Source organism: Amycolatopsis sp. NPDC005232, from assembly GCF_040607795.1.
Taxonomy (GTDB): domain Bacteria; phylum Actinomycetota; class Actinomycetes; order Mycobacteriales; family Pseudonocardiaceae; genus Amycolatopsis.
Genome location: NZ_JBEXHL010000003.1, coordinates 288719 through 303778 on the forward strand (window position 1 = coordinate 288719; position 15060 = coordinate 303778).

11 protein-coding genes and 1 pseudogene are annotated in these 15060 nt (G+C 69.7%); 4 read left to right on the plus strand and 8 right to left on the minus strand.

The window, feature by feature from the left end; genetic code table 11:
* The first annotated feature begins 65 nt into the window (after positions 1–65).
* From ABZU76_RS08610 to ABZU76_RS08620, 3 genes are read left to right on the plus strand one after another with little or no spacing between them, the layout of a single operon-like run.
* Entirely contained in the window at positions 66–578 is a 513-nt protein-coding gene (locus ABZU76_RS08610) for a Rieske 2Fe-2S domain-containing protein (protein WP_354866492.1), read from the plus strand.
* The gene (locus ABZU76_RS08615; RefSeq protein WP_354866494.1) at positions 575–1699 is read left to right on the plus strand and encodes an amidohydrolase family protein; all 1125 of its coding nucleotides are present in this window, start codon (positions 575–577) and stop codon (positions 1697–1699) included. The genes ABZU76_RS08610 and ABZU76_RS08615 overlap by 4 nt, the downstream gene beginning before the upstream one ends.
* Positions 1696–2799, plus strand: a complete 1104-nt coding sequence (locus ABZU76_RS08620) for an amidohydrolase family protein (protein WP_354866496.1) — start codon at positions 1696–1698, stop codon at positions 2797–2799. Before ABZU76_RS08615 ends, ABZU76_RS08620 begins: the two co-directional genes overlap by 4 nt.
* Positions 2800–2846: 47 nt before the next feature.
* On the opposite strand, the gene ABZU76_RS08625 is transcribed toward ABZU76_RS08620, so the two are convergent.
* The 5 genes from ABZU76_RS08625 to ABZU76_RS08645 form a co-directional block, all read right to left on the minus strand.
* Entirely contained in the window at positions 2847–5111 is a 2265-nt protein-coding gene (locus tag ABZU76_RS08625; RefSeq protein ID WP_354866498.1) for a GAF domain-containing sensor histidine kinase, read from the minus strand.
* Between the two features lie 61 nt (positions 5112–5172).
* Positions 5173–6711: an amidase gene (locus ABZU76_RS08630; protein WP_354866500.1), complete on the minus strand. Its 1539-nt coding sequence runs from the start codon at positions 6709–6711 to the stop codon at positions 5173–5175.
* 139 nt (positions 6712–6850) lie between these two features.
* Positions 6851–7189 (minus strand): P-II family nitrogen regulator, encoded by a 339-nt coding sequence (locus tag ABZU76_RS08635; RefSeq protein ID WP_354866502.1) that lies wholly within the window; start codon positions 7187–7189, stop codon positions 6851–6853.
* The gene (locus ABZU76_RS08640; RefSeq protein WP_354866504.1) at positions 7186–8496 is read right to left on the minus strand and encodes an ammonium transporter; all 1311 of its coding nucleotides are present in this window, start codon (positions 8494–8496) and stop codon (positions 7186–7188) included. The genes ABZU76_RS08635 and ABZU76_RS08640 overlap by 4 nt, the downstream gene beginning before the upstream one ends.
* 40 nt (positions 8497–8536) lie before the next feature.
* Positions 8537–8923 (minus strand): STAS domain-containing protein, encoded by a 387-nt coding sequence (locus tag ABZU76_RS08645; protein WP_354866506.1) that lies wholly within the window; start codon positions 8921–8923, stop codon positions 8537–8539.
* A gap of 495 nt (positions 8924–9418) precedes the next feature.
* Here ABZU76_RS08645 and ABZU76_RS08650 point away from each other — a divergent pair.
* A pseudogene (locus ABZU76_RS08650) lies at positions 9419–9906 on the plus strand (carbonic anhydrase).
* A 185-nt stretch (positions 9907–10091) separates the two neighbouring features.
* On the opposite strand, the gene nrfD reads toward ABZU76_RS08650, so the two are convergent.
* The 3 genes from nrfD to fdh are packed head-to-tail and all read right to left on the minus strand — an operon-like array spanning position 10092 to position 15059.
* Complete coding sequence (nrfD, locus tag ABZU76_RS08655) at positions 10092–11015, minus strand: NrfD/PsrC family molybdoenzyme membrane anchor subunit (protein ID WP_354866508.1); 924 nt, start codon at positions 11013–11015, stop codon at positions 10092–10094.
* Entirely contained in the window at positions 11012–11839 is an 828-nt protein-coding gene (locus tag ABZU76_RS08660; RefSeq protein ID WP_354866510.1) for a 4Fe-4S dicluster domain-containing protein, read from the minus strand. The genes nrfD and ABZU76_RS08660 overlap by 4 nt, the downstream gene beginning before the upstream one ends.
* Complete coding sequence (fdh, locus tag ABZU76_RS08665) at positions 11832–15059, minus strand: formate dehydrogenase (RefSeq protein ID WP_354866512.1); 3228 nt, start codon at positions 15057–15059, stop codon at positions 11832–11834. Before fdh ends, ABZU76_RS08660 begins: the two co-directional genes overlap by 8 nt.
* Position 15060 lies beyond the last annotated feature (1 nt).

The following is a 15060-nucleotide window of genomic DNA, read 5'->3' on the forward strand; positions in this document are numbered from 1 at the left end:
GTTGATGTCGCGTATCCCGAGTTTCTGCTTCCACCGCGGGGAAGCGGCTGCTTACAGTCCGAACCGTGAAGATAGTCGTTTCGCGACTCGACGAGTTCCCGCCGGGCGAGCGCCGGATCGTGCAGGCGGGGCGCAGGTCGATCGGCGTGTTCCGGGTCGGTGACCGCTTCTACGCGATCAACAACCACTGTCCGCACATGGGCGGGCCGCTGTGCCTCGGCCGCACGAAGCCGTGGGTCAGCTCCGCCGGGCCGGGCGAGTACGCGATGGCCGAGGAAGAGGCCCTGGTCGCCTGCCCGTGGCACGGCTGGGAGTACGACCTCGAGACCGGCCAGTCGTTCCTCGGCCCCGGTGAGCCGCGGGCCCGCACGTACACGGTGTCCGTGGAGCCTCGAGTCGAAGAGGGCACCGTCGCGGCCGATCAGATCTCGGCGCCTGAGCCCGGTGCAAAGGGCGGGCGCCGCCCCGGCCCGTACGTCACCGAGACCTACCCCGTCCACGTCGAGGACGCCTACGTGGTGGTCGAGACCAGCCCGCACCCGGCGGCCAAGCCGGGCACAGTCGGAGGTGCGTCATGACAAGCACGCTGCCCACCGGTGCGTCGTCGCCGGGCACCGCGGCCGCGCGGGCCGGGTACACGATCGTCGACACCGACATCCACCCGAGCGCACCGGCTGCGGACATCCGGGCACGGTTGAGCGGCGCGCACCGGGAACGCTGGGACGTGTTCGGCGGCCGGGTGCCGAACCCGCCCGAGTTCTACCCGCGCGTGCGCAACGCCGGCTTCCGGCTCGACTCGTGGCCCGAGGCGGGCGGCATCCCCGGCAGCGACCTGGGTACGACGCAGGCGCAACTGCTCGACGAGTTCGGTATCGACCACGGAGTCCTGATCCCCTTGCAGGGACACACTTTCGGCGCCGAGGAACCGCGGTACTCCGCGGCCCTCTGCGGCGCGCTCAACGGCTGGCTGGCAGAGGAGTGGCTCACGCCCGAACCGCGGTTGCGCAGCTCGATCGCGATCGCCACCGAGTCCCCCGACCTCGCCGCCGAGGAAATCGCGCGGCGCGCCGACGACCCGAGGTTCGTGCAGGTGCTCCTGCCCACCGGCGGCGAGACCGGGTTCGGCTCACGCCGTTACTGGCCGATCTACCGCGCCGCGGTGGAGGCGGGCCTCCCGGTCGCGGCGCACACCGGCGGGATCGAGCAGCACCGCGGCGCCGGGTGGCCGTCGTTCTACCTCGAAGAGCACGTCTGGAACGGCAACGTGATGGCGGCGCTGGTCACGAACCTGCTGTGCGAAGGCGTGTTCGAGGAGTTCCCGTCTCTGCAGGTGATCTGCGTGGAAGGCGGGATCGTCTGGGCCGCGCCGCTGATGTGGGCGCTCGACGAGGCGTGGCCGCGGCTGCGCACCGACGTGCCGCACCTGCGCAAGCCGCCTTCGGAGTACCTCCGCGAGCACCTCTGGTTCACCACACAGCCCATCGAAGAGCCGGACGACCCACGCCACCTCACCACCGCACTGGAGCACGTCGGGATGACCGATCGGATCATGTTCGCCTCGGACTACCCGCACTGGGACTTCGACTCCCCGCGGCTGGCGCCAAGGCTGTTCCCGTCCGACGCGCGGGAACAGATCATGGGGGCCAACGCCTGCCGGCTGTACGGGCTGCCGGCGCGAGCCACGGAGGGGACGCGATGAGCGTGTCGGCTGTGTCGGCTGTGCCGTCCCTGGAGACCGCGATCGGCACCGGCGCCGTCGACACCGACGTGCACTGCGCACCGGCGTCGCTGGCCGAGCTGGCCCCGTTCCTCGACGAGTACTGGCGCGAGTACCTCGTGGACGGTGGGCAGTCGCTGTCGCCGTCGCAGGGCGGGGCGTACCCGCCGCTCGCACCCACCAGTGCCACGCCCGCCGCGCGAGCCGCGGGTCTCCTGCCCGCGACCGAGGTCGAGCAGGTGCGCTCAGCGGTGCTGGACCCGGATTCGCTCAGGCTCGCCGTGCTGAACTGCACCACGTCGTTCCACTGCAATCGCAACCCGTACTACGAGGCCGCACTCACCCGCGCGGTCAACGACTGGCTCGTCGAGAAGTGGTTGAGCCGCGACGATCGGCTGCGGGCGAGCATGGTCGTGCCCACACTCGACCCCGCGGCCGCGGTCGCCGAGATCGAACGCCTCGGCAGCCATCCGCAGATCGTGCAGGTGCTGCTCCCGGTGCGCACCGACGCACCGTGGGGCAATACCCGCCACCGCCCGCTGCTTCGCGCCGCCGCCGAGCACGGTCTCGTCGTCGGCCTGCACGCGTGGGGGCGGATCGGCCAGGCGCCGACCCCGAGCGGGCTCACCCACACCTACCTCGAGGACTACCTCGCCAACTCGCAGATCCTCGTGCAGGCGCAGATCACCAGCCTGATCACCCAAGGCGCCTTCGCCGACCTGCCCGAGCTGCGGGTGACCTTGCTGGAATGCGGGTTCTCGTGGCTGCCGGCCCTGCTGTGGCGGTTCGACAAGGACTGGAAGGGCGTCTGGCGCGAAGTGCCCTGGCTGACCGGCAAACCTTCGGAGGTCGCGCGGCGGCACCTGCGACTCACCACGGCGCCGGCGCACCTGCCGCAGGACCCGCTCCAGGTCAGGCAGGCGCTCGACCTCTTCGACGCGGGCACCATGCTGATGTACGCGAGCGATCACCCCCACGACCACGGCCCCGGCGGGCAGCGGCTGCTGGCGGCACTGACCGACAGCGAACGGGAGCGGGTCCTGGCCGGCAACGCGGACGCCTGGTACTCGTTCGGCCCGTGATCCTCGAGGTATGGATCCCATAGCCGGTGCCGGTCCGTGTCGCAGGGTCAGGGAAGGGGTATGGCGAGCCGGACTGTTGTGCCGGAGTCCCGCGGACTGTGCAGCCACAGATGGCCGCCCAATGCTTCGACTCGGTCGGTGAGGCCTACCAGCCCTGAACCTCGGGAGGGGTCGGCTCCGCCCTGGCCGTCGTCCTGGACTGTGAGCCGCAGTGTGCCGTCATCAGAGGTGAGCAAGATGTCGATCACGGTCGCGTTCGCGTGTTTGGCCGTATTGGCGAGTGCTTCGGCGACGATGTAGTAGGCGGCGATCTCAACCGGTTCCGGGAACCGCGCCTGCGTGCGGATATCCAGATGGACCGGCAGAGCCGCGCGCCGGGCCAACGACTTCAAAGCCGGCTGCAGCCCGCCCTCCGCGAGAACAGCCGGGTGGACGCCACGGGAGATCTCACGGATCTCGTCGAGCACGCTGCCCAGCCCATCCACGACGCCGTCGAGCTGGTGAACCAGTTCGCCGGCGTTCGGCGGCGCGGCAAGCTGAGCTTCGCGCAGCAGAAGTGCCAGAGACACCAAGTGCTGCTGGACGCCGTCATGCAAGTCACGCTCAATGCGGCGGCGTGCGGTGTCGGCCGCGGTCACGATCCGTGCCCGAGATGCTCGCAACGCTGCTTGTGCCTCGGCTTTGGCCAGCGAGGTGCCGACCAGTTCGGTGAACGCGGTCAGGCGTTCCTCGGTGTTCGACGGCAAGCGCTCGGTCCCGGTGGTCGCCACACTGATGACGCCCCAGACCCGTTGTTCGACGTTGATCGGGACACCGACCGCCGAGCGCAATCCCGAGAGCCGTGCGAATGAGGCACCGGAGGCAGACTTGACTGTGTAATCGTCGATTCTCGCCTGCGCGTGAGTCTGGAAAACCTTGGTGCTCAGTGGGCCTTCGAACGTGAGTCGATCGCGTGCGGAGAAGGGCTCGTCGGGACGGGACCGCAACCAGCCGCCCACGACAGTCGCAGCGCCGTCGAGGTCGTACCGGCTCAGAACGGCAAGGTCCACCCCGAGCAACATCCCGACCTCGGTGGCAACGGCGGTGAACATCTCACCCTGCGGTGCGGCGCGAGCGACCAACGTCGCCACGCGACGCAGCGCGGCTTGCTCGTCGGCATACTGACGCAGTTCCAACCGGGCCAGCGTATCCGCCAGGGCTGTCGCGACCAGCTTGGTGAACGCGGTCAACCTACCTTCGGCGTCGGCAGGCAGTGACTGCTCGCGCGAGGACATCACGCTGATGCAACCCCACAGCCGGCCCTCGACGCTGATCGGTGCCCCGGCAGCGGACCGGATGCCGAGCTTCCGGATCAGGTCGGTGGCAGCGCCCGTAGCCTCCCAGTAGTCATCGATCCGGGCGGTTCGACCCGTTCGTGACACCAGAGTCGGAATGTTCGATCCGGCCAGGTCGTACCCGGTGCCGACGGTGGCCAGCCCGGTGCTGTCATCGGTCTGGCACCAGGCGCCGACGATCGTCGCACGATCGGCCGCGTCGAATCGGCTCAGAAACGTGAAGTCGACCTCCAAGACTCCGCCGACCTCCGCCGTGACCGCGGCGAACACGTCCTCAGGCGTCGCAGCACTCGCGACCAGCGTTGCCACCCGGCGCAGCGCGGCTTGCTCGTCGGCATACCGACGCAGTTCGACCCGTGCCTGCGTGTTCGCGATCGCCGTCGCGACGAGCTCGGTGAACCCGACCAGGCGCTCCTCGATGTCGTCTGGCAACGTTCGCGGTTGCAACGACAGAACGACTACGGCACCCCACGGCCTGCCCTCGACGCTGATCGGCACGCCCACCACGGAACCAAACTGCTTGCACGCCCCGGTGGTGGGCGTGTCGACGAGTTCGTTGACGTGGTCGATTCGCGCCGGTTGGGCCGTCTCGTGCACCAATTTCAATACGTCGGAGTCATCCACACTGAACCGGGTGCCAGGACGCGGCGAGTTCGTGGCAGTCCGTGTCCACACGCCGACCGCGACTGCGATTCGATCCGGACCGTAACGGTTTATCGTGATGACGTCCGTGCCCACCACACGCCCGATCTCGGCGGCAACCGCCGCGAACACCTCGCCCGGAGGCACGGCACTCGCCACCAACGCCGCCACTCGCCGCAGCGCCGCCCGCTCCTCAGCGATCCGCTCGTCCGTCCGGTCAGCCGTCAGATCCTCCGCAACGGCGGCGCCACACACTGGACGTCGCCGATACCCCACAGTGCGCCCGACCATGAACGCAGTCAAGGAACCAAGTGCCAGCTCGAGGTAAAAGCCCATCACGGCAGAGAAACGCAGCTCAGGGCCATTTCCGTCGATGTAGTCGGGTCCGAGTCGCCGCTCAAGACGTCGCCGCCGCGGCTCCGGCCGGGGCGGGGAAGCCTCCCACGGCTTGCTCGTAGGTGTGGGCGACGCGAAGGACGGTGGCGTCGTCGAACCGCTTGCCGATGATCATCATGCCGGCGGGCAGGCCGTCCACGAGGCCTGCGGGGACACTGCAGGCGGGGTGCCCGGTCACGTCGAAGGGCGCGGTGTTGCCGATCATCGACAGCGCCGTGTCCAGGTAGTCGGCAAGAGACACGTCCGGCGATGGCAGCTCCCGCGCGACGTAGGGCAGCGTCGGCATGACGAGGACGTCGTACTCAGCCAGTGCGGCGTCGTAGGCGTCGCGCAATTCGTACGAGAGGTTGCGGGCCATGGCGTAGTACTTGCCGCCGCCGAGTTCGAAGGTGTAGCGGCCCGAGAGGCCGACGAGCTGGACCGTCTTGGACAGGTCGCGACCGCGCGCGACCCGGCCCTGGGCGTAGTGCGCGATCAGCTCGGGGTCGTACTGGCCCCAGGTGCCCATTCCGTACCCGTGGCCGTCGATCATCTGGTAGGCGGCGCCTTCGGTCGCGATCACATTCCACACCGCCATGGCGTCGAGGTGCCACGGGACCGAGACCTCGTCCGCGGTCAGCCCCGCTGACCGCAGCACCTCCACCGCGCCCCGGACCGCGTCGTCGACGCCGGTCAGTGACACGGGTGTGCCGAATCCTTCCCGCACCACGCCGACCCGCAGACCAGAAGCGCTCTCGCGCAGAGCCGCGACGTAGTCGACCGGGTCGAGGACCGTCGGCTGGCGGGAGTCGTAGCCGTCGACACCGGCCAGCACGCTCAGCATCAGCGCCGCGTCGCCCACCGTGCGCGTCATCGGCCCGAGGTGGTCGATGGTCTGCTCGATCGGGAAGGCGCCGGTGTAGGGCACCAAGCCGTACGTCGGCTTGTGCCCCACGATGCCGGTGAACGACGCCGGGATCCGCACCGAGCCGCCCTGGTCCCCGCCCACCGCCAAGTCGACGTCGCCGCTCGCCACCAGTGCGGCGCTGCCGCTCGAGGAACCACCCGCGTTGCGCGAGAGGTCCCACGGGTTGCGCACCGGCCCCGGCCACGACGTGAAACTGCCCCCGGAGAAACACAGGTCTTCGCACGTCGACTTGCCGGAAATGGTGGCGCCCGCGGCCAGCAGCCGGCGCACGACCGTGGCGTCCCGCCTCGGCACGAAGCCGTCCATCGACGCCGAACCGTTGACCATCGGAACCCCGGCCACGGCGACGTTGTCCTTCACCACGACCGTCCGGCCCGCCAGCGAGCCTTCCGCCGTCTCGCTGATCGCGGTCCGCACCGACCAGGCGTTGAGCGGATTGTCCGCCGGCAGCGCGAACTCACGCACGGGTGCCTCGGGCGCAGACCTGCGGTAGAGCCGCTCGACCTCCTCCGACGCCGCCAGCGTCCCCTCGACCGCCGGGACGAACTCCCCGACCTCGGCCTGAGTCAAGTCGAATCCGTAGTGCTGCGACAGCGCCGCGAGCCTTACCGCATCGGGCACCGGAATGGCCATGACCGCTCCCTCGAGGTCGGCGATGGGGTCGAACCTAGGGACGATCGGTCAGCACGTCAACGCGTATCGAGCCGGCGCGGCCTGGGTGGGAGCCGGCTCGGGGTGTCGGCAATGGGTTCTGTTGCGGAGCAGGGCAGGCCTACAGAGCGTCGGATCCGCGTTCGCCGGTGCGGACGCGGACGACGGTTTCCACCGGGGTGATCCAGATCTTGCCGTCCCCGATCTTGCCGGTGTGGGCGGTCTCGCGCACCGTGCGCAGCACGGCCTCGACCTGGTCGTCGTCGAGGAGGATTTCCAGGCGGAGCTTCGTGATGAAGTCGATCGCGTACTCGGCGCCCCGGTAGATCTCGGTGTGGCCTTTCTGCCGGCCGTATCCGCGGACCTCGGTGACCGTCATGCCCGCGATGCCGAGTTCCTGCAGGGCCTCCCGGACGTCGTCGAGCACGAACGGTTTGACGACGGCGGTCAGCAGCTTCATCGAGTCTCCTCGCGTGCCGGCCGGTGCGATCCCGGAGCACCGGCGGGCACGCTGCCCCGGCGTCCGGATTGGACTGCCAGCTCGTACGCGCCTTCGGCGTGCTCGGCCTCGTCGACACCGTCGATCTCAGCCTCGCGGTCGAGCCGGAATCCCATGAACTTGTGCATGACCCAGCCGATCAGGAAGGTCACGACCAGCGAGTACCCTAGTACCGCGAACGTCCCGGCCGCTTGGCGCCACAGCTGGTCGAGTCCGCCGCCGTAGAACAGGCCGTCGACCCCCTGTGGATTCACGCTGACGGTCGCGAACAAGCCGATCAGCAGCGTCCCGATCAAGCCGCCGACGCCGTGCACCGCGACCACGTCCAGTGCGTCGTCGAACCCGAACCGGTACTTCAGGCCCACCGCGAACGAACACACCACCCCCGCCACCAGGCCGATCGCGATCGCGCCGAGCGGTTCGACGTAGGCACACCCGGGCGTGATCCCCACCAGCCCGGCCACCGCACCGGAGGCGGCGCCGAGGGTGGTCGGTTTCCCGTCGCGGAACTGCTCGACGAGCAACCAGCCCAATACCGCGACCGCCCCCGCGACGGTGGTGTTCAAGAACGACGTGGCAGCCAAGTTCTTCGCCGCCAGCGCGGAGCCGGCGTTGAAACCGAACCAGCCGAACCACAGCAGCCCGGCGCCGAACATCACGAAAGGCAGGTTGTGCGGCCGCGCGGCCTGCCTCGGCCAGCCGTGACGGCGACCGAGCACGATCGCCAGCGCCAGCGCGGCGGCACCGGAATTCACCTCGACGACGGTGCCGCCCGCGAAGTCCAGCACGTGCAGCTTGCTCGCGATCCACCCGTCGGGCGCGAAGACCCAGTGCGCGACCGGCAGGTACACGAGCGTGACCCACACGACGGAAAACACCGTCCAGGTCCAGAACCGGGCCCGCTCGGCGATCGCACCGGCCAGCAGCGCCACCGTGACGACCGCGAACATCATCTGGAAGGCGACGAACGCGAACAGCGGTACCTTGTTCCCCGCCGGCCCGATCGTCTGCTCCGCGATCCCGCGCAGACCGGCCAGCCGCAGATCGCCGAGCAGCCCGCCGAACCAATCGGCGCCGAACGCGAGCGAATACCCGTAGACCACCCAGACGAGGCCGACGGTCGCGAGACAGATGAACGTCATCGCCATCACGTTCAGCACACTCCGGGCGCGAACCATCCCGCCGTAGAACAACGCGAGGCCCGGCGTCATCAGCATCACCAGTGCCGCGCTGACGAGCAACCACGCCGTGCTTCCCGTATCCACCACGCCCGTACGTCTCCTCGTCTCGCCGACCCGCGGCAGGAAGCTAACCGGGCGGTATTACCGGCGTGTTTCCGCTGTGAGTCCGCCACCTACTCCTAATATGACAAAACGGTTGAAACGGACGAACGGAACCGGCGATCCGCCGTGGACTGTCCGGAAAGGACATACCGGAGGACACGCACGGGATTCCGGCCGCGTGGGCATCGGCCGCAGCCGTGAGGAGTACTTGCAGAACCCGCGTGCCGCAGAAGGTCACGCGGGTCAGGTCGACGATCAGCGCGCTCGGGCGCAACGCGAGCTCGTCGGCCGGCAGCCCGGACAGGCGCTCGGCGACGGCGCCGTCGAGGTCGCCGCCCGCGGCCACCACGGCCGACTCGCGAGTGGTGGTGACGACGAACGTCGCCGTGGTTCGGGGAAACGGGTCGGTCATGATTGTCGGCACCTCCGCGGCTCGCGACGCCCGGTCTGTGCGGGACCGGCGGCTGCTGAGCTGAACCGCGGGTTCGCCCCGAAGACACCCGGATCGGGCGGAGCTCAAGCGCGACCCGCCGTGTTTCGACGCCCGGCTCGTGCCGGTATCGCCGTGGCTCATCTGCCCGGCGCCGGCCGCCGCGTGGCGGCTGCCTCTTGTGCCTGTAACCCCGGGCCTGTTCGACACGGTGCTGCGGCTGCCCCTCCTGGACACGACGCGCGCGAGTCCGAACTGGACTGCGCCCCCGCCGAAACCCTTGGCGAGTTCCTCATCGGCCTGCGCGAAGGCACCGGCGGCGGCGCGCCACAGCTGACCGGCGAAGACCCGAGGGCGAGCGGGTTCACATTCGGTATCGGGCGACGAAGCTGAGTTTTCACTGGCTGGACCCCATTGCGCACAAACGGCCGCGACGATCCACTCGGCGGGGACACCCACTCCGTAAGGGGACTCCCCATGTCCGTCACCGACGAACTCCTGGCCAACAACGCCCGCTACGCCGAGCAGTTCTCCGGCCCCTTCCCCTACCACCGGCCAAACACGTCGCGGTGGTGGCGTGCATGGACGCGCGCATCAACGTCTACGGCGTGCTCGGCCTCAACGAGGGCGAGGCGCACGTGATCCGCAACGCCGGTGGTGTGATCACCGAGGACGAAATCCGCTCGCTCGCCATCAGCCAGCGCCTCCTCGGCACCGAGGAAATCATCCTCATCCACCAGACCGACTGCGGCATGCTCACCTTCACCGACGACCAGTTCAAGAACTCCATTCAGGACGACACCGGCCTCAAACCCGCGTGGGCCGCCGAAGCGTTCGCCGACCTGGACACCGACGTCCGCCAGTCGATCGCCCGCATCGAAAACTCCCTGTTCATCCCCAAGAAGCAGTCCGTGCGCGGGTTCGTGTTCGACGTCGCCACCGGAAAACTCGACGAAGTCCGGTGAATCCCGGCTCAGCCAAACTCGTCCGTCGCCTGATGCTCGGTACGGACGGCATCGACTCCGGGGAGGCGCGTTGCACCAGCCGGCCCGGGCCCGTGCTCGCCGTCCGGTCCCGGGAGGAACTGGAACTCGCCAGGGCCGCGGCGGGCGTGGGTTGATCACCACCCTTGCCTCGCGGTGAGCTGCCGTCAGCTCTCCGCGCGGCGGGCAAGCCGTTCCCGTTGCGGCACCACCACGTACTTTGGGTCCTTTGTGGACTCCACCCCGGCCGCGTACACCCCGAACCGCGTGCACAGCCCGGACGCAAGGTAAGCCGCCCCGGCGGCCACACCCGCAACACGGCTGCGGCGCGCGGCCAGCGACAGCACGGCGCCGACGGCGGTGAGCGACTTGGCCGCTTTGAGCAGCTTTCCCGCGCGGCCCGTGCGGTACGGCTCCGAGACCAGGCCCAGTCCGGTCTCCAGGTGGTGCTCGGCGAGCAGTTCCGCAGCGGCCGCGGCGAGGCCGGCGCGCACGACCGGGCCGTTCTCCGCCGGAGGCACCGAAATCAGAGCCGCCCCGGCGCCGCTGGTCACCGCGCTGCCCGCGAACAGGATCGGCAGCGTGCCGCGGGCCTCGTGCCACGACGGGGTCGCCGTGTCGGCCAGCAGCACGGCCGTGTAGGTGCACATCGCCGGGCCGAGTACGCCCGCGCCCGCCCCGGCGAGGCGACCGACGCGCGGCAGGATGCCGGTCACCCCCGAGAAGGCCGCCACGGCCGCGAGCCCGGAGAACGGGGAGAGGATCCACGACCCCACCGACAGCGGCGAGGTCGGCTTGAGCACGCGCAGCATGTGCAGGAACCGCGTCGGCTTGCCCAGGTCGTGGACCAGCGCCACGACGCTCGCGAGAGAGCCGCCCGAGGCGACCAGTCGGCCCACCCGGGCCAGTGCCGGGCGGCCGGTGAGGTCGGCCAGCGCGGCCATCGACGCCGAGGCTCCGGCGGCGCCGCCGAGGAACAGGTACAGCGGCACGTCCGGCTGCTTCCAGGCCGGTTCCTTCAGGATCGGGCGACCGTAGTACGAGCGGAACTCGACGGGTTCGACCATGGCGCGTTCGCGGCGGGGGCTCATCGGCGCCGGCCCAGGAACGACACGACCAGCGCGGCGGCCACCCCGGCCGCGGTCGTCGCGGCGCGTTTCCACATCGCCGGCAGATCGCGGGTCGTCACGACGGGGTCGGGTGGGAAGCCGTACACCTCGGGTTCGTCCAGCAGCAGGAAAAACGCGCCGTCGCCGCCGACGCCGTCGTCCGGATCGTGGCCGTAGAGGCGAGCTTCCGGCACCCCGTCCGCGTGCAGCGCGTCGACTCGCGACGCAGCCCGCGCGCGGAGCTCGGCCAGCTCCCCGAACTGGATGGAGTCGGTCGGGCAAGCCTTGGCGCACGCGGGTTCCAGGCCGGCGCCGAGCCGGTCGTAGCAGAGGGTGCACTTGAAAGCGCGGCCGTCGCTCTCGCGTTTTTCGATGACGCCGTACGGACAAGCGGGCACGCAGTAGCCGCAGCCGTTGCAGATGTCCTGCTGCACCACGACCGTGTCGAACTCGGTGCGGAACAACGCGCCCGTCGGGCAGACGTCGAGGCACGCGGCGTGGGTGCAGTGCTTGCAGACGTCGCTGGACATCAGCCAGCGCACACCGGGCTCCTGCTCAAGCTGTCGAGGCGCGCCGACCGTCGGCATCCCCAGGTCCACCGCGGGCTGCTCGATGAACGCGACGTGCCGCCAGGTGTTCGCGCCCAGGTCGCCGGTGTTGTCGTAGGACATCCCGAGCAGGTCCAGCCCACCGGACTCCGGGACGCCGTTCCACTCCTTGCAGGCGACCTCGCACGCCTTGCAGCCGATGCACACGGACGTGTCGGTGAAGAACCCCATGCGGGGCTGGGTGCCGTACTCAGCCATAGGCTCGCCTCCGGTAGTCGGCCACGAAGTCCAGGAGGGACGGCCCGCGCGGCCGCCGTCCCGGGCGGATGTCGCAGGTGGCCGCCTTGGCCTCCTGGATGTACACGTTCGGGTCCAGCACGATCGAGAGCAGGTCGTTGGCCGCGTCGCCGCGCGAGAGGCCGTTGGGACCCCAGTGGTAGGGCAGCCCGATCTGGTGGATGGTCCGGCCCCGGACCTTGAGCGGCTTGATCCGATCGGTGACGAGCACGCGGGCTTCGATCGCCGTGCGCGCCGAGACGATGGTCGCCCAGCCGCCGTTCTCCAGGCCGCGTTCGGCCGCGAGCGCCGGGGAGACCTCGCAGAAGAACTCCGGCTGCAGCTCCGCCAGGTGCGACAGCGTCCGGCTCATGCCGCCCGCCGTGTGGTGCTCGGTGAGCCGGTAGGTCGTGAACACGTACGGGTACACCGAACTGCGCGCCGGGTTGTACGGGTTCGACGGGCTGTCCAGCGTCTGGCGCGTCGGCGACTCCTGCCGGCTGTACAGGGCATTGCCGACCGGGCTCTCGAACGGCTCGTAGTGCGTCGGGAGCGGACCGTCGACCAGCCCCGCGGGCACGTAGAGCCAGGCCTTGCCGTCGGTCTGCATGATGAACGCATCTCTGCCGCTGAGCGCCGCCTGTGCCTTCGCCCCTTCGGGCGGGACGTAGTCCGGTGCCTTGGTGGGCTCGAAGTCCGGGACGTCGGGGCCGGTCCACTTGCCCTGCCCGGCGTCCCAGGAGAGCAGCTTTTTCCGTTCGCTCCAAGGCTTTCCGTCCGGGTCGGCCGAGGCGCGGTTGTAGAGGATCCGCCTGTTCGCGGGCCACGCCCAGGCCCAGCCGTTCGCCACCCAGTCCTGTTCGGACCCCGGCTGCCGGTTCGCCGCGTGGTTGTGTCCGTCGGCGCGGACTCCGCAGTAGATCCAGCAGCCACAGGAGGTCGAGCCGTCGTCCTTCAGCTCGGTGTAGGCCGACAGCGGGCCGCCGGGGCCGTGGCCGTTGATCTCCGCGAGCACCGATTCCGCGCTCGGGTCGGCCGTCGGCCCCTCGGTCGGGTAGCTCCAGGTGAGGTCGCGGATCGCCGCGTCACGCGGGTCGTCGCCCACGCGTTCCCGGATCAGGCGGCCCAGGTGGTAGTAGAACCACAGGTCGCTGCGGGCCTCGCCGGGCGGCTCAACGGCCTTGTGGTGCCACTGCAACAGGCGCTGGGTGTTGGTGAAGCTGCCGTCTTTCTCGGTGTGCGCGGCGGCGGGCAGGAAGAAGACCTCGGTGCCGATCTCCTCCGATTTCAGCTCGCCGGTCTCGATCTCCGGGCCGTCCTTCCAGAACGTCGCGCTCTCGATCATCTGCAGGTCCCGCACGACCAGCCAGTCGAGGTTGGCCATGCCGAGGCGCTGGAACTTCCCGTTGGCCGAGCCGACCGCCGGGTTCTCGCCGACCAGGAAGTAGCCCTTGCACTCCCCCTCGATCTGCTGCTGCACCGTTGCGTACGTGCCGTGGTCGCCGGTCAGCCGTGGCAGGTGACCGAACGCGAAGTCGTTGTGCGGCTGGGCGTGGTCACCCCAGTAGGCCTTCAGCAGGCTGACGGTGTAGGCCTGCATGTTGCCCCAGAAGCCGGTCTGGCCCGCGTCCGCCTCGACGAACTCCGCAAGGGTCTGGTGCTGGTGCGCGTGCGGCATCGGGATGTAGCCGGGCAGCAGGTTGAACAGCGTCGGGATGTCGGTGGAGCCCTGGATGCTGGCGTGCCCGCGCAACGCGAGGATGCCGCCGCCGGGCCGGCCGATGTTGCCCAGCAACGTCTGCAGGATCGACGCCGTGCGGATGTACTGCGCGCCGACGCTGTGGTGCGTCCACCCGACCGAGTACACCCACGCCGTGGTGCGCTCGCGCCCGGAGTTCGCGGTGACCGCCTCCGCGATCTCGGTGAACTGCGCGACCGGGATCCCGCAGATGTCGGCGACGGCTTCGGGTGTGTAGCGGGCGAAGTGCCGCTTGAGGACCTGGTAGACGCACCGCGGGTGCCGCAGCGTCTCGTCCGTCTTGGGCTTGGCGCCCACCGCCGCGCCGCCGCTGCCGTACGAGTCGGCGCGGGCGGTGCGCTGATGGCCCTTCCCGCTGTGGTGGGGCTCCGAACCGGGCTCGCCGGGCTGCTCCGGATCGGTCGACCCGGCCGCCGGCACCGTCGGAGCGCCCTCGTAGGCCCACGTCGTCATGTCGTACCGGCGCTTCTCGGGGTCGAATCCGGAGAAGAGACCGTCGAGGTCCTCGGTGTCGGCGAAGTCCTCACGCAGGATCGCGGCCGCGTTGGTGAAGGCCAGCACGTACTCACGGAAGTCGAGGTCGCGATCCAGCACGTACTTGATCAGCCCGCCGAGGAACGCGATGTCCGACCCGGCCCTCAGCGCCGCGTGGACGTGCGAGACCGCGCTGGTGCGCGTGAACCGCGGGTCGATGTGGATGATCTTCGCGCCGCGGGCCTTCGCCTCCATCACCCACTGGAACCCGACCGGGTGGCACTCGGCCATGTTCGAGCCCTGGATGACGATGCAGTCGGCGTTGGCGAGGTCTTGCTGGAACGTCGTGGCGCCCCCACGACCGAAGGAGGTCCCCAGACCGGGAACCGTGGCGGAGTGTCAAATACGCGCCTGATTCTCGATCTGGATCGCGCCGAGCGCGGTGTAGAGCTTCTTCATCAGGTAGTTCTCTTCGTTGTCCAGCGTCGCGCCGCCGAGGCTGGCGAGGCCGAGCGTGCGGTTGAGCTTGCGGCCCTGCTCGTCGACGTCCTGCCACGTGTCGGCGCGCGTCTTCAGCACGCGGTCGGCGATCATGTCCATCGCCTCGTCCAGCGGCAGGCGCTCCCACTCCGTGCCGTACGGGCGGCGGTAGAGGACCTCGGTGACGCGGCTCGGGCTGGTCACGAGCTGTTTGCTGGCCGAGCCCTTCGGGCACAGGCGGCCGCGCGAGATCGGCGAGTCCGGGTCGCCTTCGATCTGGGTGACGGCGCCGTCCTTGACGTACACCTTCTGGCCGCAGCCGACCGCGCAGTACGGGCAGATCGACCGGACGACCTTGTCGGCGTCTTCGGTGCGGGCGTGCCAGGTCTGCGAACCGGCGGACTTGGCCGCGGCGGCGCGGGCCATGCGGTCGGGACCGGTCAGCTGCCGGTACACCGGCCAGCCTTCGATCCACTGCCGCACGCCCATG

Excerpts from the sequence above, each read along its gene's own strand:
- ABZU76_RS08645 (WP_354866506.1), bottom strand. The coding sequence starts at position 8,923 with ATGACCGACCCGTTTCCCCGAACCACGGCGACGTTCGTCGTCACCACC.
- ABZU76_RS08630 (WP_354866500.1), bottom strand. The coding sequence starts at position 6,711 with ATGGCCATTCCGGTGCCCGATGCGGTAAGGCTCGCGGCGCTGTCGCAG.
- ABZU76_RS08660 (WP_354866510.1), bottom strand. The coding sequence starts at position 11,839 with ATGGCTGAGTACGGCACCCAGCCCCGCATGGGGTTCTTCACCGACACG.
- ABZU76_RS08620 (WP_354866496.1), top strand. The coding sequence starts at position 1,696 with ATGAGCGTGTCGGCTGTGTCGGCTGTGCCGTCCCTGGAGACCGCGATC.
- ABZU76_RS08625 (WP_354866498.1), bottom strand. The coding sequence starts at position 5,111 with ATGGGCTTTTACCTCGAGCTGGCACTTGGTTCCTTGACTGCGTTCATG.
- nrfD (WP_354866508.1), bottom strand. The coding sequence starts at position 11,015 with ATGAGCCCCCGCCGCGAACGCGCCATGGTCGAACCCGTCGAGTTCCGC.
- ABZU76_RS08615 (WP_354866494.1), top strand. The coding sequence starts at position 575 with ATGACAAGCACGCTGCCCACCGGTGCGTCGTCGCCGGGCACCGCGGCC.
- ABZU76_RS08635 (WP_354866502.1), bottom strand. The coding sequence starts at position 7,189 with ATGAAGCTGCTGACCGCCGTCGTCAAACCGTTCGTGCTCGACGACGTC.